Below are 22,537 nucleotides of genomic sequence, written 5' to 3'. Positions count from 1 at the left end.
GATACTCATCCTGTTACCTCAATGTGCAGCCGCAGAGCGGGCGGTGAATTTTTCGCCCACAATCAGGTTAACGATATCGCTCAGGCTGGTGTCGGCCACCCGTCTGTCGGCGACGTTGGTACCTTCATACATCACCATGATCCGGTCACAGACCAGGAACAGGTCCTGCAGGCGGTGGGTAATCAGAATCACGCTCACCCCGCGAGCGGAAACGCGGCGAATAAGCTCCAGCACCGCTTCGACTTCCGCGACGGCCAGCGCGGCGGTGGGTTCATCCATAATCAGCACCTTCGGGTCAAAGGCCGCCGCGCGGGCGATGGCAATGGCCTGGCGCTGGCCGCCGGAGAGATTTCGCACCAGCAGCCGGGTATCGGGAATGGAGATCCCGAGCCCTTTTAGCATCTCCCTGGCATCGGCGTGCATTCTTGCCTCATCGAGGAAGGGGATACCGAGGAGTGATTTCATCGGCTCGCGGCCCATAAACAGATTGCCCGCGACGTCGACCGTGTCGCAGAGCGACAGATCCTGATACACCATCTCGATATGGCAGCGGCGTGAATCGGCCGGATTAGTAAACTGCTGCTGTTCACCGTCGATACGAATCGTGCCGCTGGAGGGGATCACCGCGCCAGAGAGCACTTTGGTCAGGGTCGATTTCCCCGCGCCGTTATCGCCCACTAAGCCCAGCACCTCGCCCGGAGCCAGCTCAAGGTTGACTCCGCGCAATGAACGTATCGACCCGTAGGTCTTGGTGATATTGATCATCTCCACCCTTGGCGGGGTAGTTTGTGGCTGCTGCATCTGATAACTCCCATCGCTGTTGCCGGGAAAATGTTCGCCATCCTGCGGGAGAGATGCTATCCGACACGGTTTACATGCTAGTAAACCGGTTTACCTGCGGAATAGAGCACTCGCCAGCACAGTCAGGACAAACGCTATGTAAGATATTTGTTCGCCAGTAAGAACATTGCAGCATCCGTGCCAGGGCAGGAACAACACAGCAGCCCTGTGATTTAACCTTATGTAATAAATAGAGTTTATTTATTACGCTCCGGTAAACCGGTTTACTGATTATAGTGAATAAAATGTTAATTGATCGTTTTTTTGCGCCAAAAGTGAGCACATTTGCGCCATTTTGGGATGTGCTTAACAGATCTTGATCGAGTCGCGGCTAATCCACTCTACCGGCAGGCGGGTTTCCGCCGGGATATCCCGATCGTCGTTCAGCAGACGCATCATGATGTTCACCGCGGTGCGGCCCAGTTCCCGGGCGGGCTGGCGGATAGTGGAAATCCGCGGCTGGGTAAAATCGGCATAGTTGGCGTCATCGAAGCCGACTAACGATAGCGCCTCCGGCGCCTGGAGCCCGCTGGCGCGCAGACCGTCGAGCAGGCCGAGCACCAGATAGTCGCTGGCGGCGAAGACGGCGGTCGGGCGAACCGGCTGGCTGAACAGGGTCCGCAGCGCTTGCTGGCCAAACTCGCGCTGGTAGTCACCGTACATGACCCATTCGGGCGGCCAGCTCAGGCCGGCCTGCTCCATCGCGGTGCAGAAGCCCTGATAGCGCTCGCGTACGCTCATCAGCTTGTCCGGGCCGCCGACGAAAGCGATATGGCGATGCCCGGCGGCGATCAGTTTTTCGGTGGCGATCCGCCCGCCCTGGACGTTATCGGCAAACACTTTCGGCACCTTACTGCCGGGAATATCTTCATCCAGCAGGACAATGCGTTCGTGACGCTGGACTTCTTTGCGCAGCAGGCCGTTATCGGGGCGGTTGGTGGTGAACAGCAGGCCGTCGACCTGGCAGGTATCCAGCCAGCGGATAAACTGGCACTCTTTTTCCGGGTTGTTGCGGGTGATACACAGCACCAGGCTGTAACCGCTGGCAGAAGCGGCCTCTTCGGCGGCATCGGCCAGTTCGGCAAAGAAGGGGTTGGTAATATCGGGGAGCACCAGGCCGAGCGTTTCGCTGCCGCCTTTGCTAAGACGGCGTGCCAGGCTATTGCCGCGATAGTCCAGTTCGCGAATGGCGGTTTCGATGCGATCGATGGTGTCCTGCGGTAGCACAATACTGTTGTTCATATAGCGCGACAGGGTTGCCTTCGACAGCCCCGCAAGCTTTGCCACATCGGATAACAATACGCGTTTTATACTCATTTCCTGCGCCATTTCTGCCAGAATCGGCTATCTGTAACATAGTTAAGCGCGGTGGATACAGCAATTTCTCTGCTAACAATAACCGGAAATAAATGCTTGACAAAATTTAATCTGCGGAGAATTGTATAGGCAGTTTACCGCATCATCCGGGAAGTCATTCCCAAACCCGTTTAATTCATTCCAGTCGCGCACCGACACGGACCGGTTGCCGGAATGAAATTAAGCAGGTATCCGCCGAACGGTCGATGATTGTTCTGGCCATATAGACGATATTTGCCCGCCAAAAAAATAATCCTTCTGCGTTTGCATGCGGCGCGGAACTCTGCTGGCTATCAACTATTCCCGACGAGGATACTGATGATGTTATTTCACACCGGAAAACTGCGTTTACTTGCTGTCGCCACCACGATGCTGGCATCAATGAGTTTTATTTCTGCCGCCGGCGCCGCCGGTCCAACTTATGCGCTGGTACAAATCAATCAGCAGGCCCTGTTCTTTAATCTGATGAATAAAGGCGCGCAGGATGCGGCCAAAGCCAGCGGCAAGGATCTAGTTATTTTTAACTCTAACGATAATCCCGTGGCGCAAAACGACGCGATAGAAAACTATATTCAGCAAGGCGTTAAAGGCATTCTGGTTGCCGCGATTGACGTTAACGGAATTATGCCCGCGGTAAAAGAAGCGGCCGCCGCTAACATTCCAGTGATTGCGATTGATGCCGTATTACCGGCCGGGCCGCAGGCGGCTCAGGTTGGCGTTGATAATATCGAAGGTGGCAGAATTATTGGTCAATACTTCGTGGACTACGTGCAGAAAGAGATGGGCGGCCAGGCGCGGCTGGGTATTGTCGGCGCGCTGAACTCGGCCATTCAGAACCAGCGGCAGAAAGGGTTTGAAGAGACGCTGAAAAGCAATCCGAAAATTACCATCGCTAACGTGGTCGACGGCCAGAACGTACAGGATAAAGCAATGACCGCGGCGGAGAACCTGATTACCGGCAACCCCGATCTGACGGCGATCTATGCCACTGGCGAACCCGCTCTGCTGGGCGCTATCGCCGCCGTGGAAAACCAGGGGCGCCAGAAAGATATTAAAGTCTTTGGCTGGGATCTGACGGCGAAGGCGATTTCCGGTATTGACGGCGGCTACGTCACCGCCGTTCTGCAGCAGGACCCGGAAAAGATGGGGGCCGAAGCCCTGAATGCGCTGAACGCTATCACCGCAGGTAAAACCGTGCCGAAAACCATTCTGGTTCCGGCCACGGTGGTAACCAAAGCGAACGTCGATACCTATCGTTCGCTGTTCAAGTAGGTCAGCGCGCGCCGTTCACGGCTAACAGAGCGGTGAGTTCATGGCCGTCGGGAAACGCGCTGAGCGTCCCCCGACGGCTAACGGTAATGGCGGCAGCGCGGCTGGCGTGCGCCAGCGCCAGCGCATCCGGCTCGACGCCGCGCAGGATCGAGGACGCCAGCATCACCGCGAGGAACGTGTCGCCAGCGCCGGTGGTGTCTAGCACCTCGGCGGGGACGGCGGGGCAAAACTGGCGCTGACCCGCCTGAACCAGCCAGGCGCCTGCCGCGCCCTGGGTGACCACTAAGGTTTTCACGCCGTAAGGCTTAAGCTGCTCGGCCTCGGATTCATTAACCACCGCGATGTCGATGAGCGGCCACAGATGGCAAAAGTCAGGATTGACAGGCGAGGGGTTGAATACCGTTGTCATACCGCGGGCCTTGGCGTACTGGAACAGCGCCCGGGTTTTATCCAGGGAGAAATTGCCCTGCTGTAGCAGGATATCGCCCGCGGCGGCCTCCGCCATATGCGGAATAATATCATCAAGGCTGAACGTATCGGCTGCGGCCGTCGTGGTAATGATGGCATTGTCGCCATCAGCGCTATTTAAAATAATCGAGGTGTCGCTATGTTGATTGAAATGGCCGTCGGGTAGTAGCGTCAGTGGTTCATTTTTTATCTGTTGACGGATCCACTCGCCGTTGCTGTCATTTCCCGTGGCGGCAATTAATCGCGTGTCGACTCCGCAGCGGGATAATATAATCGCCTGATTCGCGCCTTTACCGCCGATATCCTGCGAAACTTTAATGCCGTGAATGGACTCGCCTTTTTTCGGTATATCCGGAATGGACCAGGTTTCATCTACGGTAATATTACCAGTAACGTAAACACGCATAGTGTTCCCTTAACAGGATGGATAAGATGGTTGCTATCTCAGCAGAAAAAACGAATGCAATACAAGCTATTTTTTCACGTAATAAAGTTGTTATTGGTGTTATTCATTCCGATCCTTTTCCCGGCACGCCGAAATATCGAGGGAAATCAGTCTCTGGTATTGTTGAACGTGCGCTTCGCGATGCCGAAAATTATATTTCGGGCGGCGTTCACGGCCTGATTATTGAAAACCATGGTGATATTCCTTTTTCCAAACCTGAGGATATCGGTCATGAAACCTCTGCGCTGATGGCGGTGATTACCGAGAAAGTTCGCGAGCGTTTTGGTGTGCCGCTGGGCATTAATGTCCTGGCGAACGCGGCGATCCCGGCGATGGCGATCGCCCTGGCGGGCGGGGCCGATTTCGTCCGCGTAAACCAGTGGGCCAACGCCTATATCGCCAATGAAGGATTTATTGAAGGAGCGGCCGCTAAGGCGCTGCGCTATCGCAGCATGCTGCGCGCTGAACATATTCGCGTCTTTGCCGATAGCCACGTCAAGCACGGTAGCCACGCCATCGTTGCCGATCGTTCGATTCAGGAGCTCACGCGCGACGTGGATTTCTTCGAGGCCGACGCGGTAATTGCGACCGGCCAGCGCACGGGCGATAGCGCAACGATGGAGGAAATTGACGAGATCCGCGCGGCGACGGAGCTACCGCTGCTGGTGGGCTCCGGGGTGACGCCCGCCAACGTGAGTCAGATCCTCGGGCGGACCCAGGGGGTCATTGTGGCCAGTACGATGAAGGTCGATGGCGTCTGGTGGAACGATGTTGAGCTGGCCCGGGTGAGGCATTTTATGTCGGTCGCTCAGGCTGCGCTGGAGGAAGCATAATGGAAGCGTTTAGCGAACGCCTGCTGCGCGAACATCAACCGGCGTGGCAGGCGATGCAGCAGCACCGTTTTGTGACTGATATCGAACAGGATCGTCTGCCGACAGCCGTCTTTAACCGCTATCTGGTGTTTGAGGGCAACTTTGTCGCGACGGCAATCGCGATTTTTGCTCTCGGGGTTAGCAAGGCGCCGGGTATTCATCAGCAGCGCTGGCTTATTGGCGTCCTGAATGCCCTGGTTGACACGCAGATTGCATGGTTTGAACAGGTGTTATCAGAACGGCGGATAACTCCCGCTGATTATCCGGACGATCTGCCCGGCGTGCGGCGCTTTCGCGACGGCATGCTGCGGACGGCCCGGCAGGGAAGCTATGAGCAGATCGTTACCCTGATGTTCGGTGCGGAGTGGATGTATTATTTCTGGTGCCGACGGGCGAGCGAACATCGCCAGAGCGATGCTGACGTGCGTCGCTGGGTGGAAATGCACGCGGAGGACGAATTTTATCAGCAGGCGCTCTGGCTGAAGAACGAACTCGACCGCTGCGCCATGGCGCTGAGTGAAAGCGAAAAGCAGGCGCTGTCGGCGCTTTACGGTGATGTGCTGCAGTGGGAAATTGATTTCCATCACGCTGCGTACGAGGAGTAGTCGTGCGCTAAACAAAGGGGGCGCCGAAGCGGCGCCCCCTGAACGTTGATACTATGGTTGGACGCATACTCAGGTTAATCACCGTTTCAGGGAAATCATGAACTATCAGGATGAATTGCAGAGATTATTGTTAAACGACCCGGTAAGAATGAACGCGCTGTACGCCGTTCAGGCGCTGGAACTCAGCGATGGCTGGATTGGCGCCGGCTTTGTCAGGGATGCGGTCTGGGATCATCTGCACGGCTACGGGCAAAGGCCAGTTTCGGGTGATGTGGATGTTGTCTGGTTCGACGCGAAAAGCGGCAGCGCCGCCGACGATAGGGCGCTGGAAGAGAGGCTGAGCCAGCAATCATCCGCCTTTAACTGGTCGGTGAAGAACCAGGCCAGAATGCATCAACGTAACGGTAATAAACCTTATCACTCCACGGAGAATGCGTTGCTGTACTGGCCTGAAACGGCGACGGCTATCGCGGTCAGAATGGGACGTTCAGGGCTTATTGAGGTTATTGCGCCCTACGGGCTGGACGATCTGTTTGCACTCCGTCTGCGGCCCACGCCGGTATTTGCGCAGCATAAGCTGGCTATTTTCAGCCAGCGCGTCGCGGAAAAACGCTGGCTGCAGCGCTATCCAGGCCTGCAGCTGATTGTCCCGACCTGAGCCGTTTTCGCCATCACTGCGGGTTAACGCCTGATTTTATGTCATGCCCCCTGGGCAGAGTACCGATTTTCCTGCCGTATCCGGGCAAATATCCTGCACGTTGACGCTTATTGATTATACTTTGATGGCAGGTTGTGCTGCTTCAGGCGGTTGCCGCTCTGGGGTAGCAGAACCGACATCCTGGAAATGGGCTTAACCGGTCTGATGAATATTTGATCGTGAAACAGTAATGGAGGTATGGAACGATGGGATTATTAAATTTTGTCAAAGAAGCGGGCGAGAAAATATGGGACGCCGTCTCCGGCGGCAGCAAGGAAGATAAGGCCGACAAGCTGAAAAAACATATTGATGGTCTTAATCTGCCCGGTGCCGAAAAGGTCAATATTGATGTTGCGGACGACGGCACCGCGACGGTTACCGGCGATGTCGGTTCGCAAGAAGATAAGGAAAAAATTCTGGTGGCGGTAGGTAACGTCACCGGCGTTGGTCAGGTTAATGATAGCGTGAAGGTGACGCAAAGCGGGGCGGAAAGTCGTTATTATACGGTGAAATCCGGCGACACCCTGAGCGCCATCTCTAAAGCGATGTATGGCTCTGCTAATGACTACCAACGTATTTTTGAAGCCAACAAACCGATGCTGACGCATCCCGATAAAATCTATCCGGGTCAGGTGCTGATTATTCCGGCGAAGTAAGCGCTGAATTCCTTCGGCAGCAGCAGGCCGATGGAATTATCTTCAAGGCCGGCCAGTGACAATATAGGTTTTGTTGCTGGCTGGGGTTGTCCCAGGCGTTTTCCTGACGTCAACGAGTTAAATTCGGTGATGACAGGGATGCGATTATTGCATCCCTGTATCGTTGGATCAGAAGAAATCAATTCGCGTATTGATACCGACGGTGCGGCCCATATTAACCTGCGCGACGGCGCTGCTGCCGTTCATATATCCATAGGTACGGTAACGACGGTCGAACAGGTTATCGACATAGACGGAAATATTCATCCGTTCCGTCGCCTGCCAGCCAATGCTGCTGTCCAGGGTGGCGTAGGCGCCTTGCCGCAGCTGGTTGTCGCCATCGAAATAGTGCGGCCCCACCAGATTAACCGCCAGCCGGGGCATCAGTGCGCCATAGCGCGTATCAATCACGCCATTCACGCTGCTTCCCGCGCCGTAACGCGGTACGAACGGCACCCGGTTGCCGTGGTACAGCTCGCTGTCGTTGGTGAATTCGGAACGGATCATGTTGCCATTGATATCCCATGACCAGCCGGGGGCAAACCGCCATTTCGCTTCCAGCTCAACGCCGGTGGCGTCGGCTCTCCCCGCATTGCTTAAGGTCTGCATTCCGACCGGGCCAGAGTAGAGCTGCATATCTTTGGTGTGGGTATAAAAGGTGGCGGCTTGCAGCGTGACATCGGCGGTGTCGTAACGGGTGCCAATTTCATAGTTGATGGATTTTTCCGCGTTGAACGGTTTGGCATCAAGACCTGCGGTAGGCACGATATTATATCCGGAAGGTTTATATCCCTGGGCGACGCGGGTATATACTCGCCAGTCGTCGGTCAGCAGATAGCCTGCGGAGAGCTGTCCGAGCACCCGGTCGTCATTGCTTTTACCCTGGTCGCCAAATGGGTTTCCCAGCATGCTGCCGTGATACTGCGTGCTGGCTTTATCATGCGAGAAACGCACACCGCCGCCGATGTCAAAACGTTCGGTTAAATGCCAGGTCAGATCGCTGTAGGCGGCAAGGGTTTCAGCGGTGGTATAGCCGGTGCTGCTTAAATAGGGCATCGTCGGCATATCGTAGGCGGAATTTAGCTTTTCGCGGGTGTTCTGCCGGTACAATCCAAATACCATATCCACGGTACGCGTATCGCCGAGGGTGGCGGCGCGTAGCTCCTGCACATCCTGGTTCCAGCGCTGGGGCATATTGACGATCAACGAGCCGGAAGGGAAGGTCCGGGAATAATTCTGCTGCTGCCAGGCGCCGATCAGATTGAACACCCAGTCATCGGTAGCGTATTTACCGCTTAGCGTCTGGCTGTCAGTACAGCGCCGTAGGTACGGGTCCGGTGAACCCTCGCCGAGAGATAGCGTACGGCTCTTGAGATCATTCCATGCCACGTAGGCATCCTGTGTAGCGCGAGTGCATTCGCGCGAGGCGGAAAACCCCATTTCCCAGGGCTGGTCGTCCGGCGCCAGACGCAGTTTCACATTCCCGATACTGGCGCGGGTACCGCCTAAATCATCGCTACCGGTCGAGGGGTTAATCATCTCGCCGTCATCAACCTGGCGTAAAAGGGTCACGCTGCCGTATAACAGGCCATCCTGAATCGGGCCGCTCAGGTTGAGTTTGCTTCGATAACTGTCACGACTGCTGACGCCGCCTTCAATATAGCCGCGCGGCGTGCTGTCCGGCTGCTGGGTGACGATGTTAATGATCCCGCCCTGGGCGCTTTTGCCATACAAGGTGCCCTGCGGTCCTCGCAGCAGCTCCACGCTTTGCACATCGGTCAGCGCCTGGATGGTGTTGGTCGAAAGCTGCGGGACGCCATCGACATACAGGGTAACGGCGGGGTTATAAAAGTCCTGGGCCGAAGAGATGCCGCGTAGGGAGATCGTTGAAAAAAGCATGTTGCCGCTATTTTCAATATTCAGCCCAGGCAACACTCTGGGGAGTTTGTCACTGGCGGTAACGCCCGCGTCGCTTAACTCCGTCGCGCTGATAACGGTAGAAGAGACATTATTGGCTGATGCCGAGCGGGAAGACTGTTTGCTGGCGGTGACCACCAACGTGCTTTCGTCTTGCTGTGAGGTTTGGCTATGAACAGCGGCCGGGAGTAAAAATCCCCCCAGAACCAGAGGATAAAACCGTGTCATTTTCATTGTTATGAATCCCTGAAAAACGGCGAGACGCCAAAATACCGATAATGGTGAATTGAAAATGATAACTATTTCTAATTGCACTGCTACCCGAAACGGGTTTATTTCCACCTGTTTCGGGTAGCGGGGCGCTTATTGGGCTGAATGGCGATAACGCTCAATGGCGAGCGCCGTCAGGCGCTTTTTATCTACCTTGCCGACGGCGGTGAGCGGCCAGTGGGTCAGAAACTCAATTTGATCGGGAATCTTCCACGCGCTGATCCCCATTCGGACCAGCTTTTGACGCAGCTGTTGATAGTCAGAGGGAGTGCGTTGCGCGATGATAAACGCGCATATCCGCTCGCCAAGCAGCTTGTCCGGCGCGGCGACCACGGCGCAATCCTTTACGTCTTCCAGACGCATCAGCACCGATTCCACTTCCGCAGCGGCTATTTTCTCTCCGGCGCGGTTGATCTGCTCTTTTATACGCCCCTCAACGTACAGATTTCCCGCCTCATCGAGCCTGACATTGTCGCCCGTACGGTAAAATCCTTGCGCGGTAAAGGCCCGCGCATTGTGCTCGGGAGCGCGATAATAGCCCGTAATAGTATAAGGACCGCGCGTTAATAACTGTCCCGTTTCGCCGGGCGCAACGTCGTTCTCCTCTTCGTCAACGACGTGAATTTCATCCAGGGGAGACATAGGGCGCCCCTGGCTGTGGAGAACGGTGGCCAGAGGATCGTCCAACCGGGTAAAGCAGAGCAGGCCTTCCGCCATACCGAATACCTGTTGCAGGGGACAATCAAACGTCGAGATAACCTGCTCAGCAAGCGTTGGGTCAAGCCGGGCGCCGCCCACCTGAATGACGCGTAGCGAAGAGAGATCGCTGTCTTCCCACTCTCTGGCCTGCACCCAGAGCTGCGCCAGCGCCGGTACCAGGGCGACGTGGGTCACGCCTTGTTCAGCGATTAAAGGCATCACCTCATCGCAGCTGGCGCTGTCGGTCAATACCACCTTTCCGCCGCAGGCAAGGGTTCCCAGAATACCGGGGCAGGCCAGCGGAAAGTTATGCGCCACGGGGAGGACGGCGAGATACACGCTCTGTGGCTTAAGGCCGCACAGTTCGGCGGAGGCGCTGAAGTTATAGCTATAGTCAGCGTGCCGTCGCGGGATAAGCTTTGGCGTCCCGGTGGTGCCGCCTGAGAGCAGCAGCAGCGCGGTGCCGGCAGCATCGGGCTGCGGCCACGCCTGCCGTTCGCCGCGCAGCGAGAAGAGCGGCGTAAAATCGTCGCCTTCGGTCTCACCTGCGACCAGAACTTGCCGCAGGCAGGCGTGTTTGCGCGCCATCTGGCGGGCCAGGTCCGCGTGGCTTTCTCCGTGAATCACATAAGCGGCCGGTTGCGCCAGCGCGATCAGCGCGTCAATATCCAGCGCCCGCTGCGAGGGCATCGCCAGAACAGGGATAACGCCCAGTCTTAACAGCGCGAACAGCAGGATCACAAATGCGTTGCCGTTGGGGAGCTGGATAAGCACATGTTCTCCCGGACGCAAACCCAGCGAGTATAACCCTGCAGCAAGCTCATCGACCCGAAGATCGAGCGCGCTGTAGGTCAGCGAGCCTTTGGCATCAACGACAGCAGTTCGCGAGGGATAGCGAGCCGCCCAGTGGCGCAGCTGTTCAGCAATGGGGAAGGGATACTGTTTTATTAGAGAATCAAAAGAAGAGTGCATGCGTCACCTTTCTGAAGTGCAGGACCGATTTTGCAAAGCGGTCGTCGCAGAAAATACGTGGGGAAAATGGTGAATAATCTGCGTAAAAAAGGCCCTGGATTGTTGCAGCAGATAAAAATGGTCGCCGTCAATCACCACCTCGCCTGCGATATGGTTCAGCCACGGACGCCAGGCCTCCATCTCCGGCCAGGAGGCTTCACGATCGCGGCTGCCGCACACGAGCAGCGCAGGCGTGCGCAGCGGCGGAAAATCGTCGAGCGAGTCGTAGTGATAGTGCTCAGTAGCGTAAAAATCAGCGCGCAGAAGAGGAAGAAATAGCGACAGTAGCTCCTTGTTTTCCTGTAGTTCAGGCGAACATCCGCCGATATCGATCAGTTCAGCGATAAAGTCGGCATCATCGCGGTCGCTGAGCCTGCGCCGGGAATGCAGATGAGGGGCATGGCAGCCGGAAATAATCAGCCCTTGCGGGGGAAGCCCCCGTTGTTCCAGAAGCCGGCAGGTTTCAAACGCCACCTGCGCGCCCATGCTGTGCCCGGCAAGTAAAAGCGGGGCGTCAGGCGATACGCTCTCTTCCAGTTCGTCCGCCAGCAGCGACGCCAGTTGCGTAATGCTGCTGAGCGGCGCCAGATGGCGCAGGCGATCGCGCCCCGGCCAGGTCACCAGGGAAAGCACGATCTCCGCCATGGGGTGGTCTCGCCAGCGGCGAAACGCGCTACTGCTGCCGCCCGCGAAGGGGCACATCACCAGATGCGCCGTACTGGCGTTGCGGGCGGGCCATAACGGTATACACATGGTAGATTGCATCACCGGGACTCCTCATCGTGGCGGTAGAAAGCCGTTAACCGGTCGTGACGTGGCGGCTTCAGGTGTCGGATCTCGGCATTGCCGGTCGCGCGTAAAATCTGCTGCCATAGGTACGACACCGCCAGCTGATGAGCGGAGTGGCAGGCCGCCGGCAGATTTCCACCCGCCAGATGGCAGCGCAGCTGCTGTAGCAACCTGCCGACCCCCTCCGGTCCGGCGGTTTCACAGCAATCACGCCAGCTCAGGGGAGCCGCGCTGCGCGTCTGACCCGGCGGGTCGCGCAGGATCTCCGGCCTGCGGTAGAGACTACGAACATTCGCCTGATGTTCTGCGACAAACAGGCTGGATGACCAGACTACGGGGCCGTAGCTTGCCTCCAGCGAAAGATGACCTTCCGGCCAGCCCAGCAGCAAACGGTGCATAATCAGGCTGTGCATATCAGGATCGTCAGGATCGAGATAGCGCTGAAGTAGCAGACAGGCTTCTCCCGCCGGCCAGAAAAGTCTCAGACAGTGAAAGTCGCTAAAGCTACCGACCACTTCGCACGCCACGCTGGCGGCATCAACCTCTAGCGCCAGCAACAACAAATCCAGCGTGGAGTAGAGCAACTGTCGGCTGGTGGTAGCGTGAGCAACCGACGGCGCCTGATCCAGGCTGCGACGTAACCGCTGCGCATCCCCGAGCCAGGCGCGACCCGCACGCGCGTGCGGATAAAACGTGTTGACCCAATAGCAGCGGCCCCGTTCCTGCGCCAGCGCTTGTAAAGAACGGACGTCATCCGGGTGGAGGGGATGCTCCTGAATCACGTGCACGCCGCGGGTCAAAAAGTGCCGGGCAAGCTGGGTTCCGCTCCCGCCGGCGACGGTTGAGCGCACGACGATACAGGCGATATCCGGCATCTCGGCGATCTGTTCCGGCGAGGTATACAGCGGGATTCCAAACGCATAGGCCAGCTCTCTCGATCGCGCGCTTCCCTGGGACAGAAGACCAACCAGTTCCAACCCCTCCTGGGGCTGCATAAAGGCGTTGAGGTACATTTCTCCAAATTTAGCGCCCACAATCAGTACGCGTAGCTTAGGGGCGGCGGACGACATCATAACGTGTTCTCCGGTTGCGTTGAGGTTGCGCCGAGCCAGCGCTTGATATGCTGCGCACAGGTCTGAACGTGGGGGGGCTCCAGCATGATTTGCCAATGGCTGGCTTTAATCGCATAGCTGTCGGCGCGGTCTATCCAGGTTTGCCATTCGGTTTCCGCTGGCGTCCAGCGCGCGGGTCTCATCGCGGCATGCACGATGAGACAGGGGAGCGGAACGGTTTCGTCCGGCGTATGCTCGGTCAGTAAGCGCAGCAGATGCGCGATGTTGTCGATCCACGCTTCCGCCGCCTGTAGCGTCAGGTTTTGCGCCATTATTCCCGCTGTTTTGGCAAGGTCGATAAAATAGGCAAGCTGGCGGTCGGGCGTCAGCCGATCGAAATGTTCCGGCAGCGCCAGCGGCGTATCTCCTTCGGCTAACAGCCGCAGCAGGGCCGTCCGGTTTGCGCAACGAAAATCCTGTCGACACACGGGATCGATTAACGCCAGCCGTACCTGCTCGCCTTTGGCATCCAGGCGCTGCGCGGCGCCCGCCGCAAGAAAAGCGCCATACGACCAACCCGCCAGAACATAAGGGCCGTGCGGCTGCTGGCGGCGGATACTCGCGACATACTCATCGATCATCCGATCAAGCGTGGCAAAACGCTGCGGCGATTTTGCCTGCAGGCCGAAAACGGGCATATTCAGCGCGCTGGCGAGCGGCAGCCAGGCGCTGATATCGCCGTCTGAAGCATGGAAAACAAACAACGTTTCGCCGCCACCGCCCTGGCAAATGGGCACAGGATTCTCCTCTGCCGACGAACAGGCCTGCAGATGGGCGCAGAAGTCGCTGAGCGTTGAATGGGTGAACAGATCCTGAAGGCTGGCGCTGGCAATTCCTCTGCGGTTCAGCTGCGCGACCATCCTTGTCGCCATCAGGCTGTCGCCGCCCAGCGCGAAAAAGTCGTGATGTCTGGACACGGGGCGAGACAGCAGCGTTTGCCAGAGTTCAGCGACCTGTTTTTCCAGCGCCGGATCTCCCCCGGAGCTCGGTGTCGATTCAGCTGGCGCAATCTGTGCGTCAGGCGGGGCCGATAGCGGAGTAAATAACGTTTCTCGCTGCCGGATCTGCAACGCGGGCAGGGTGGCGCCAAAACGCTGCTGCAGATAGCGGCTCACGGCTGCTTTATCCGGGCGATTCACCCCAGGCGAACGTGCGACCAGCAGATGCTGGCGCAGCGGCGACGATTCCTGCGGCGGCCAGGCCAGTTCGTTGGCAAAACCGGCCTGCACAAGCACTTCCTGCCATGCCGAACGGGTGAGCATAGGTTTTTCATCCCGGCGGCGGAAATCGCGGTATCCGCTTAACCCTTCGATAAAGCCGACGCTCGCCAGCTGGAATACGCTGTTTCGTTCCGTCGCTTCAACGATCAGCAGACGTCCGCCGGCTTTCAGCAACCGCTTTAATCGGCGCAACGACTGTACGACATGGCTGGCGTCGTGAAGCACGTTGACGGCAATAATCAGGTCGTAACCCGCCTCGGGGTGGGCGGTAAAATCCAGCGGCTGGTTGATATCGAATAAGGCGTAAGACACCCGCGATTCATCGTGGAAACGGGTTCGGGCGTCGTTGAGGAACTGCGCGGAGACATCCGTGAAGTGGTATGACAGCCGCGTGTTTCGCGTGGCCTTCAGCACCGGTTCCGCGGTGGCTGCGGTTCCGGCGCCCACCTCGAGGATCCGTTCTGCGCCGCAAAGGGCGGCAATCTGCGCGGTATAGCGATTCAGACAAGCGCTGGCGGGGTTTTCGCGATACAGCGCGTCGGTTACGCGCAACGACTCGTTGAACAGCAGTTCCAGCGGCGAACACTGCCCGGAGAAGAGGTCGTCGTGCCGGGCGATGCAGGCGTCAAGATACTGCGCCAGCGCCTGGCTCCAGTGGGTTTGCGGGCAAGCTTCGTGAGGTTCGGGAATTTCGCTGAGCGGAATGCGGCAGCGCCAGCTATCCCCCTCGCGCACTAACCATTCTCTTTCCGCCAGACACTGCAGCCACTGGCGTAGCAGGCGCCGGTGTGACGCTTGCGCGCCCAGCGCCTGTACTATTTTGCCAAATGGGTGGGCAACCTCCGGGGTGGTGAACAGACGGTGGCGATGTAGCGTTGCGGCAATCCCCTGCAGCGCACGCGCCTCCAGCCAGCGCCAGGTCGCTTCCAGCTCGTCAAGTTGCGTCTGTTCAGGCAACGGCAGCGCCAGTGAGGCGAGATCGTGCTCATCATGTAACGGCGCTGAGGGCGGTGGATCCTCGGTCATAACGATATCCAGGGTTAACGCGCCATTTTCGCTTAATTGCGCTCTGGCCTGTTGGATGCCGGGGTATTCCTGCGCCGCTTGCTCAATATCCCGCAGATCGTAGTCTGTCTGCGCGTTCAGCGGCCAGCGGCGGCGGGGAATGTGTTCGGCAATGCCGCTGTCCATGGTCTTCAGGCCTTCAGGGGTGGCAATGGCGGCCTGCAGGATGGCGCAGTAGTCATTAAACATCGCTTCAGCCGCGCCCGGTTCCAGCACGTTATCCATGCAGTACCAGCTAAACGTCAACGCGCCATCGCTCTCCATCACCTGATGATCCAGCCAGACCTGCGGCGTTTGCGTAAAGACATAGCAGGGTTCGCCGAACAGATGACTCATTGCCCGGTCGATAGCCATTCCTTCCAGCGTCATCCCCAGCATGCTGGTGAACACCACCGGCATCAGCGGTTGACGCTGGGATCCGCGCTGGCGCCCCAGCTCGCGGATCGCCTCAACGCCGTTCACTTCGCTGTGCGCCATGTTTTGCCAGAGACGCTGCTGGGTCCGTTGCATCTGCTCCTGCAGCGTTAGCGGCGTTGAGAAGTTAAAATCAACCAGCGTGACGGAGGTAAAATCCCCGATCAACTGATTGATTTGCGGGTGGATCGGCTGGCGATTGAAGAACGTCAGGTTCAGCGTAAATGCCGTGGTACGGCTCCAGCGCTCAAGGGTGGCGGCAAACAGCGTGAGCAGCGCGGCGGAGGGGGTGAGGCCCTGCTGCTGCCAGCGTTGTTTCGCCGCCTGCCACTCTTGTCTATCAAGCGTCGAAGTGAACGTGGTGAAGTGCGGGGTTTCCGGCGGAGTCTCCACCACCGGCAGTTCCGGCGCTGAAGGCAGTTGCGGCAGTTTTTCCTGCCAGTAATCCCAGGCATCGTGCCATGCTGTTGTTTGTCGGCGCGCCTGTTCAGCCATCACGTAATCGCGGAAGGTGATATCGAGCGGCGGCAGCGTTTCTCCGCGCCATACCTGGGCCAAATCGTCCATCATGACTTTAAAGCTCTGCACATCGAACTGCAGAAGATCGAGGTTCATGTGCAGGCGGTAGCGGCAATCGTCGATTTCGCTGACCACCAGCTCAAAGAGCGGCCACTGGTCGGCAGGTAAAACGCGATAGCTCAGTTCATGGCGCCGTTTTTCCAGCGCCTGGCACTGCTCTTGCGGGGAAAGCGCGCGCAGATCGTCGCGCGGGATACGATACGTCGGGGTTGTCGCCAGAACGCGCTGTTGTCCATCTGCATCCACCACCATCCGCAGCATATCGTGGCGGGCAATGAGCTGGTTCCATGCTTTCTCCAGTACGGCGAGATCGAACTCATCGTGGCGTTTATCCCATTCAAACAGCACGTGACAGGCAACGCCGCCATAGCCAATAAGATGGGTTCTGCCCAACCAGTAGGCATGCTGAATCGGCGTCAACGGGAAGGGCGCGTAACGCTCAGCGGCATCGTGCTGCAACGCTTCCGGCGGCGATACGGCAGGCGCCGTCTCTGCCTGAGAACAGATAAGCTGTGTGAGCCCGTGCGGCGAGAGATCCTGCCACGCCCGTTCCGCGTTGATGCGTACACCCAGGTCATGTTGAATATCGCTGCTGAGTTCAAGAAAGAGCAGCGAGTCCATTCCCAGCTGTAACAGATCCTGATCTGCGTTCAGCGAAGCAGGATCGTTCAGTCTTAGCTGCACCGCAATGCGATTTTTCAGCCATGTCATCACCGCCGCTTTATCGCTGATGCTACCGTGAAAAGCATGGTTATCAGCGGGAGTCGCGGCCGGAATCGCGGCGTGTTCTGTTGCTGCGGCGTTAAACAGAGCCTGCTGCAGCGGGGGCATTTTGTCGGTGAAAACGCGCATGGCCAGTCGCCAGGCGGCGCCGCGCATCACCGCTTGTTCAAGGTGCCAGCGCCCCTCGGCATCGCTTAACGCGCCCATGCCACGATCGGCAAGGGTCGTCAGCATCTCTGTCGTAGCCGCCCGGCCGCTTTCTCCCCATGCGCCCCAGGCGATGGAGAGCACTTTCGGCGTATCAAGGGAGGAGAACTGCTGGGCGAGCCCGTCAAGATAACCGCAGGCCAGCGCATGGGCGCTCTGGCCTGGCGCGCCGAGGGCGGCGGCAGCGGACGAATAGAGAATCAGATAACGGGCGTCGTGGTTGCCCAGCGTTTGTAATAGCTGGCTTGCCGCCTGCGCTTTGACCGCGAAAACGGCGGCCAGCTGGTGGTCATCGAGTTCCTGCAAGGGCCCATCAGCCAATACGCCAGCGGTATGAATCGCTCCGGCAATGCCGCCGCTGGTCACCAGTTCATCAAGAACACGGGCCAGCTCTCCGGCATCACCCACATCACAACGGCAGACGCGAATCTCCACGTCCGCTGTGTCGCCTGGCCATGACGCATCCACGCGCGGCGCCAGTAGCGCGATGCGGCGCGCCCCTTTTTCTCTGAGCCAGTTCACGGCAAGGCGGCCCAGTCCGCCAAACGCCCCGGTCACCAGATGCCAGCGGTTATCGCCGGCAAACACCTTCGCCGGTAATTCGGCGGCGCATCCCGCATTGGGCGCCAGCGAAGGGAGCCAGAAGCCGTTATCCCGGGCTGCAAGCCAGCGTTGTGACAATGAAACAGCGCTTAATCCTTGACGCAGCGTTTCCCACGAGGCGTTTTCAGCCATATCGATAGCGGCGATTAACCGTTCCGGCTGTTCGTTGGCCGCGACGCGAAGCATAGCCCACAGCGCGTGATGGGCCGCTGATAGCGCCTCGTTTTCCTCGATTCGCCACGCGCGGCGGGTGACGACAATCAAGCCGCCTGGGCTGGCGGTGAGCGCCTCTTTCACCTGCGTCGCTAACGCCAGCGTCTCCTCGCTCTCGTCGACAATCATCAGGACAGAAGGGGCCTGCGGATCGTGAAGAATGCCGTATTGCGCCAGCGCCTCTTCGTAGGCAAGGGTACCGGCGCTGAGACGGAATACCAGCGGGCGGCTATTACTGTCGATGCAAAGGGGCCTCCAGCGCCAATGATAATGCGTCTGCGGCGCAGGAAGAGGCGCGTCGGGCGCCAGCGGCAGCCACTTGCCGTCTGGATGACGGGCTTCCACGCGCATCTCGCCGCGGGAAAAGGCTGCGTTTCGCCAGCTTAAGCGCACCTCCCCCAGCCATTGCGGGGCGGTAACGAGGGGCGGTTTCACGGGGGAATCGTCGCCGTGCCGCGCGGAGAGGCGCCGCCAGGCCTCCTGCCAGCGGGCGGTAAACCGTTCCGGCTGACCTGCGCAATCGGACCAGTCGGCGAGATAATCAGGGTTATCCGGCAACGTCTGTTCCAGCGCGGATTCTGATGACGTGGACATCTCCTGGCCGGGCAGGGTGGCGAGAATGATATGTTCGCTCATACCGGCGGTCGGGCTGTCGTCCTGCGGTAGCCACGCTATTTTGCAGAATCCGGCGCGGCGGCACTGCTGCTGCCACTGATGGGGGGTGAGGAAGAGCTCGCCTTCGCGGGCGTCGATATCCTGTAGCGGGAGGACCAGCGGGCCGAAAACGAAATCAAACAGACGCATTGGCTGGGTGATTTCGCGCATCAGCAGGCGCCCACCCGGCTTGAGCAAGGGACGCAGATTATCGAGGGTTCGACCGATATGGCGCGTGGCATGGATCACGTTAGCCGCGACGATAAGATCGTAAGACTGCGCCGCAAAGCCCTGAGACTGCGCCTCTTGTTCGAGATCCAGCTCGTCGTAATGCACAAAGTCATAGTCGGCGAATTTCTGCTGCGCGCGGCGGGTGAACAGTGCGGAGATATCGGTGAAGTGGTACTCCAGCGCCGGTACGTCTTTGAGTTCAGGCAGCAGCCATGCGGTGGTGCCGCCGGTTCCGCCGCCGACTTCAAGAATGCGCAGCGGCTGATGGGGCTGACGCGCCTGGACGATACCCCGTAGTACCCCGGCGGCAATCTGGTTGAAATAGCGGCCAAAGCTGAATTCCTGATATAGCACCTCTACGCCGTCGGAAGCGCCTTGCGGGAAGATAATCGCCACCGGCTCTTCCGCGCCGCTCATCATGTCGTATAACCGATCGCCGGCACGGGCGATGGTATCGGGGATAGCCTGATAACCTTCACAATAATCGGCGAGTTCCGTCAGCAGAATTTCCCGCTGCTGATGTTCAATGGGGCGGGCGCGGTAGTAGCGCCCCTCAGCACAGCGGTAGTCGCCGTCGACCACGCAGTTATTTAGCAGGCGCTGAAGCAGCTGCTGGTAGCGGGGCATCAGTCGTCCATGGCGCATAATGGTGATGGCGTCCACGCCGTTATCTATCGCATCGCCCGTACAGCGTTGTACCAGCCGATCGACATAGATGGCGTGCAGTCGCGTGGCGCACTGTTTAAGCGCCTCCAGACGGGGGAGTTCGAGCGCTGTCGCGGCGCTGTTGGCCACCTCTAATCCAGCGGCAAGCACAGCATCGGCAGGCTCGCAGGCGGAGGTGGCGCGTTCTTTCCAGTAACGCTCGGTCGCAAACGGATAGCATGGCGCGGAGATACGTTGCCCATCGCCTGCCAGAAGATCGGCCCACGGTAAGGTGACGCCGGCCGCGTATAGCTGGAGAAGCGCCTGATTCAGGACAGCGCTCGCCTCCTGTTTACGCCGGGCGCTGGCTATCCAGTAAGCGTCATCGCGGTATTCGCGCTGTCCGGAGGCAATCAGCTGGGCGTCGGGCCCCATTTCAACAAAAACGCGGGCACCGAGCTTGCGCGCCGCCTGAATACTCTGAATAAAACGTACCGGCTGGCGCATATGGCGGCGCCAGTAATCCGCCTGGTTGAGCGTCGCCTCGTCAATGAGTTCGGCGGTAAGCGTGGAAATCAGCGGTATTTGTCCCGGCTCGGCGAGCAGACCCGCGCAGGCCTCCTGGAAGCGATCGAGTATTGGTTCAAGTAAAGCGGAGTGCGCCGCGCCGGTTACGCTCAGGCGACGATAGTCGATCTCGTGTTGCGAAAGCGCGGCGCAAAACTCCGCGATACGGGCTTCCGGCCCGGAAAAGACCGTATGCCGGGTGCCATTGTTGGCGGCGAGATCCAGCTCGAACTGACGGGCCAACGGCATCAGCGCCTCTTCTTGCGCAAATACCGCCACCATCGCGCCGCTTGCGCACAGCTGCATCAGCGCGCCGCGCCGACATACCAGCGGCATGACCTGCTCAATGGTATAGTGTCCGCAGACAACGGCAGCGGCAAATTCGCCGACGGAGTGACCCATGGCGAAGTCGGCCTTCAGTCCTTCAGCGCGCCAGTGGGCCGCCATCGCGATTTCGAACGCGACAATCGCCGGCTGGGCCCAGGCCATATTGTCAAGCTGCGCTGAATCGGGATTAAACATCGCTTCCCGTAGCGAAGGCGTGAGCATGTCGCGACAGGCGGCAAAACAGCGCTCCAGCGTATCGGCAAACGCCGTTGAGTGCTGGTACAGAGACTGGCCCATAGTGCGCCAGTGCGAACCCTGCCCGGTAAACAGCCACACCTGTTTGCCGCTGGCGCCGTGGCCGCTATAGACCGGCGAAGTCGATTTCGCGCCAGCCCAGGCGCTGAGCGCGGCGGCGGTGTCATGATTTAATGGCGCCGCCAGGCGGAAGGGAAGATCGAGACGGCGCGCGCGTAACGCCGTGAAGGCCAGATTGTTGGCATCCGCGTTTTCCCTCAGCGCCGCGGCATAGTCCGCTGCCAGCTGCCGCAACGCGGTGTCGCTGGCGGCGCTGAGCAACAGCGCGGAACTCTTGCTGCCGTCATCCGCGGCGGGGTAGCTTATGTTGAGTTCGTCGGGCAGCGAAGCGACGATCATATGGCAGTTGGTGCCGCCAATACCGAAGGAGGAGACGCCCGCGTAGCGCACTTCGTCCTGCCACTCCTGCGCCGTCACCGGCACGGTAAAGGGGCTTTCCTCGAGCTTAAGCGCCGGGTTTGGCGTGTGAAAATTCAGCATTGGCGGAATTTTTCCGCGACTGACCGCCAGAACGGTTTTCAGCAGTCCGGCAATGCCCGCCGCGGTATCCAGGTGACCAACGTTGCTCTTCACGGAACCCAGCGCGCAGCGCTGTTGCGGCGGGCGGGGAGCGTAGACGTTGCGCAGGGCTTCTATTTCAATCGCGTCTCCCAGCGGCGTGCCGGTACCGTGGGTTTCAATGTAGCCGATCTGCCTGTCGTCGATGGCCGCCAGCATTAACGCCTCTTCGATGACCGCTTGCTGTCCTGCCACCGACGGCGCGGTATAACCCACTTTTCTGTTTCCGTCGTTGTTGACCGCGCTGGAGAGGATCACCGCGATAATCGGATCGCCTGACAGCAGCGCGTCCTTCAGGCGACGCAGCACCACGCAGCCGAGACCGTTGCCGGCCCAGGTGCCCTCTGCCGAGGCGTCAAAAGGGCGACAGTGGCCGTCGGGAGAGAAAATCATCCCGGGCTGGTAGCGGTAACCCGCCTGTTGGGGGAAGGAAAGCGCCACTCCGCCGGCTACCTCCATATCGGATTCGCCTGCGCGCAGGCTTTCGCAGGCCAGATGGACCGCAACCAGCGAACTGGAGCAGGCGGTCTGTACCGATAACGCCGGGCCGTGCAGATTGAGTTTGTAGGCCGCGCGGGTGGCTATATAGTCCTTGTCATTGCCCATCAGAGACTGCAGGCCTTTGACCTGTGCGACCTCTGTCACGTTCAGGGCTTCGCGGCCGGGATAGGTGCTCATCCGCGAAGAGGCGAAAACGCCGGTCTTATGGGGGACGGCGCCCGGGGCGTAACCTGCATGCTCCAGCGCATGCCAGACCGCCTGTAAAAACAGGCGCTGCTGGGGGTCTATCGACTCCGCTTCCTGCCGCGAATAGCCAAACAGGGTGGCATCGAAGCAGTCAGCGTTGTCTAAAACCGTTCCAATATTGACGTAACAAGGATCGTCAATAATGGCGGTATCCAGCCCGGCGGCCAGAAGCGCTTCGCGCGTAAAGCGTCGGCTGCATTCGCGGCCTTCCAGCAGATTTCGCCAGAAGGTTTCGCCATCCGGCGCTTCAGGAAAATGGCAGGCGTAGCCGATGACTGCGACAGGTTCGCAGTCCGGGTAGCGTTGAGCGATCGATGCATCAATGGAATCTGCTGTTGGCGCAGAAGAGAAGCGCAAGTTATCCATAATCGGTCCCGTTTCCTAAATTGACAAAGTCAGTGGCGCGCCATGCGTTGGCGAT

Annotated in this window: 13 protein-coding genes; 5 read left to right on the top strand and 8 right to left on the bottom strand. The window is 58.8% G+C overall.

The annotated features are described in order from the left end of the window. Positions 1-18 precede the first annotated feature (18 nt). Together ABLU88_RS09425 and ABLU88_RS09420 are read right to left on the bottom strand one after the other, a co-directional pair. A complete protein-coding gene (locus ABLU88_RS09425) occupies positions 19-765 on the bottom strand; it encodes an ATP-binding cassette domain-containing protein (RefSeq protein ID WP_162557591.1) in 747 nt (248 codons plus the stop codon). A gap of 381 nt (positions 766-1,146) precedes the next feature. Continuing rightward, a complete protein-coding gene (locus ABLU88_RS09420) occupies positions 1,147-2,169 on the bottom strand; it encodes a LacI family DNA-binding transcriptional regulator (RefSeq protein ID WP_348836392.1) in 1,023 nt (340 codons plus the stop codon). 345 nt (positions 2,170-2,514) lie between these two features. On the opposite strand from ABLU88_RS09420, the gene ABLU88_RS09415 reads away from it, so the two are divergent. Further along, the gene (locus ABLU88_RS09415; RefSeq protein ID WP_014229396.1) at positions 2,515-3,468 is read left to right on the top strand and encodes a substrate-binding domain-containing protein; all 954 of its coding nucleotides are present in this window, start codon (positions 2,515-2,517) and stop codon (positions 3,466-3,468) included. Position 3,469: 1 nt separating this feature from the next. On the opposite strand, the gene ABLU88_RS09410 is transcribed toward ABLU88_RS09415, so the two are convergent. Further along, positions 3,470-4,342 carry a PfkB family carbohydrate kinase gene (locus ABLU88_RS09410; protein ID WP_348836390.1) on the bottom strand — a complete coding sequence of 291 codons (873 nt, stop codon included), beginning with the start codon at positions 4,340-4,342 and terminating at the stop codon, positions 3,470-3,472. 26 nt (positions 4,343-4,368) lie between these two features. Here ABLU88_RS09410 and ABLU88_RS09405 point away from each other — a divergent pair, with 26 nt between their 5' ends. The 4 genes from ABLU88_RS09405 to lysM all read left to right on the top strand — a co-directional run bounded on the left by ABLU88_RS09405 (position 4,369) and on the right by lysM (position 7,211). Further along, on the top strand, positions 4,369-5,214 hold the full coding sequence (locus tag ABLU88_RS09405) for a BtpA/SgcQ family protein (RefSeq protein ID WP_348836389.1): 846 nt from the start codon (positions 4,369-4,371) through the stop codon (positions 5,212-5,214). Beyond that, positions 5,214-5,858, top strand: a complete 645-nt coding sequence (locus ABLU88_RS09400) for a TenA family protein (RefSeq protein ID WP_109240371.1) — start codon at positions 5,214-5,216, stop codon at positions 5,856-5,858. Before ABLU88_RS09405 ends, ABLU88_RS09400 begins: the two co-directional genes overlap by 1 nt. Positions 5,859-5,955: 97 nt before the next feature. Then, complete coding sequence (locus ABLU88_RS09395; RefSeq protein WP_049083927.1) at positions 5,956-6,516, top strand: nucleotidyltransferase family protein; 561 nt, start codon at positions 5,956-5,958, stop codon at positions 6,514-6,516. Between the two features lie 245 nt (positions 6,517-6,761). Continuing rightward, positions 6,762-7,211 carry a peptidoglycan-binding protein LysM gene (lysM, locus tag ABLU88_RS09390; protein ID WP_025106332.1) on the top strand — a complete coding sequence of 150 codons (450 nt, stop codon included), beginning with the start codon at positions 6,762-6,764 and terminating at the stop codon, positions 7,209-7,211. A gap of 168 nt (positions 7,212-7,379) precedes the next feature. Here the strand turns inward: lysM and fyuA are convergent, their stop codons facing one another. From fyuA to irp1, 5 genes are all read right to left on the bottom strand, one after another. Beyond that, a complete protein-coding gene (fyuA, locus tag ABLU88_RS09385) occupies positions 7,380-9,401 on the bottom strand; it encodes a siderophore yersiniabactin receptor FyuA (RefSeq protein WP_148849666.1) in 2,022 nt (673 codons plus the stop codon). Between the two features lie 129 nt (positions 9,402-9,530). After that, complete coding sequence (gene ybtE / locus ABLU88_RS09380) at positions 9,531-11,108, bottom strand: yersiniabactin biosynthesis salycil-AMP ligase YbtE (protein WP_049079754.1); 1,578 nt, start codon at positions 11,106-11,108, stop codon at positions 9,531-9,533. 3 nt (positions 11,109-11,111) lie between these two features. After that, positions 11,112-11,915: an alpha/beta fold hydrolase gene (locus ABLU88_RS09375; RefSeq protein ID WP_348836387.1), complete on the bottom strand. Its 804-nt coding sequence runs from the start codon at positions 11,913-11,915 to the stop codon at positions 11,112-11,114. Next, entirely contained in the window at positions 11,912-13,009 is a 1,098-nt protein-coding gene (locus ABLU88_RS09370; RefSeq protein ID WP_025106336.1) for a Gfo/Idh/MocA family oxidoreductase, read from the bottom strand. The genes ABLU88_RS09375 and ABLU88_RS09370 overlap by 4 nt, the downstream gene beginning before the upstream one ends. Further along, positions 13,006-22,482, bottom strand: coding sequence for a yersiniabactin polyketide synthase HMWP1 (gene irp1 / locus ABLU88_RS09365; protein ID WP_348836385.1), 9,477 nt, complete (start codon positions 22,480-22,482; stop codon positions 13,006-13,008). Before irp1 ends, ABLU88_RS09370 begins: the two co-directional genes overlap by 4 nt. Between the last annotated feature and the right edge of the window lie 55 nt (positions 22,483-22,537).

Origin of the sequence: Klebsiella sp. GW_Kp182 (assembly GCF_040062275.1) — a bacterium.
GTDB lineage: Bacteria > Pseudomonadota > Gammaproteobacteria > Enterobacterales > Enterobacteriaceae > Klebsiella > Klebsiella michiganensis.
Note: the sequence above shows the minus strand (reverse complement) of the source record. Positions and strands in the feature narration are given on the sequence as shown.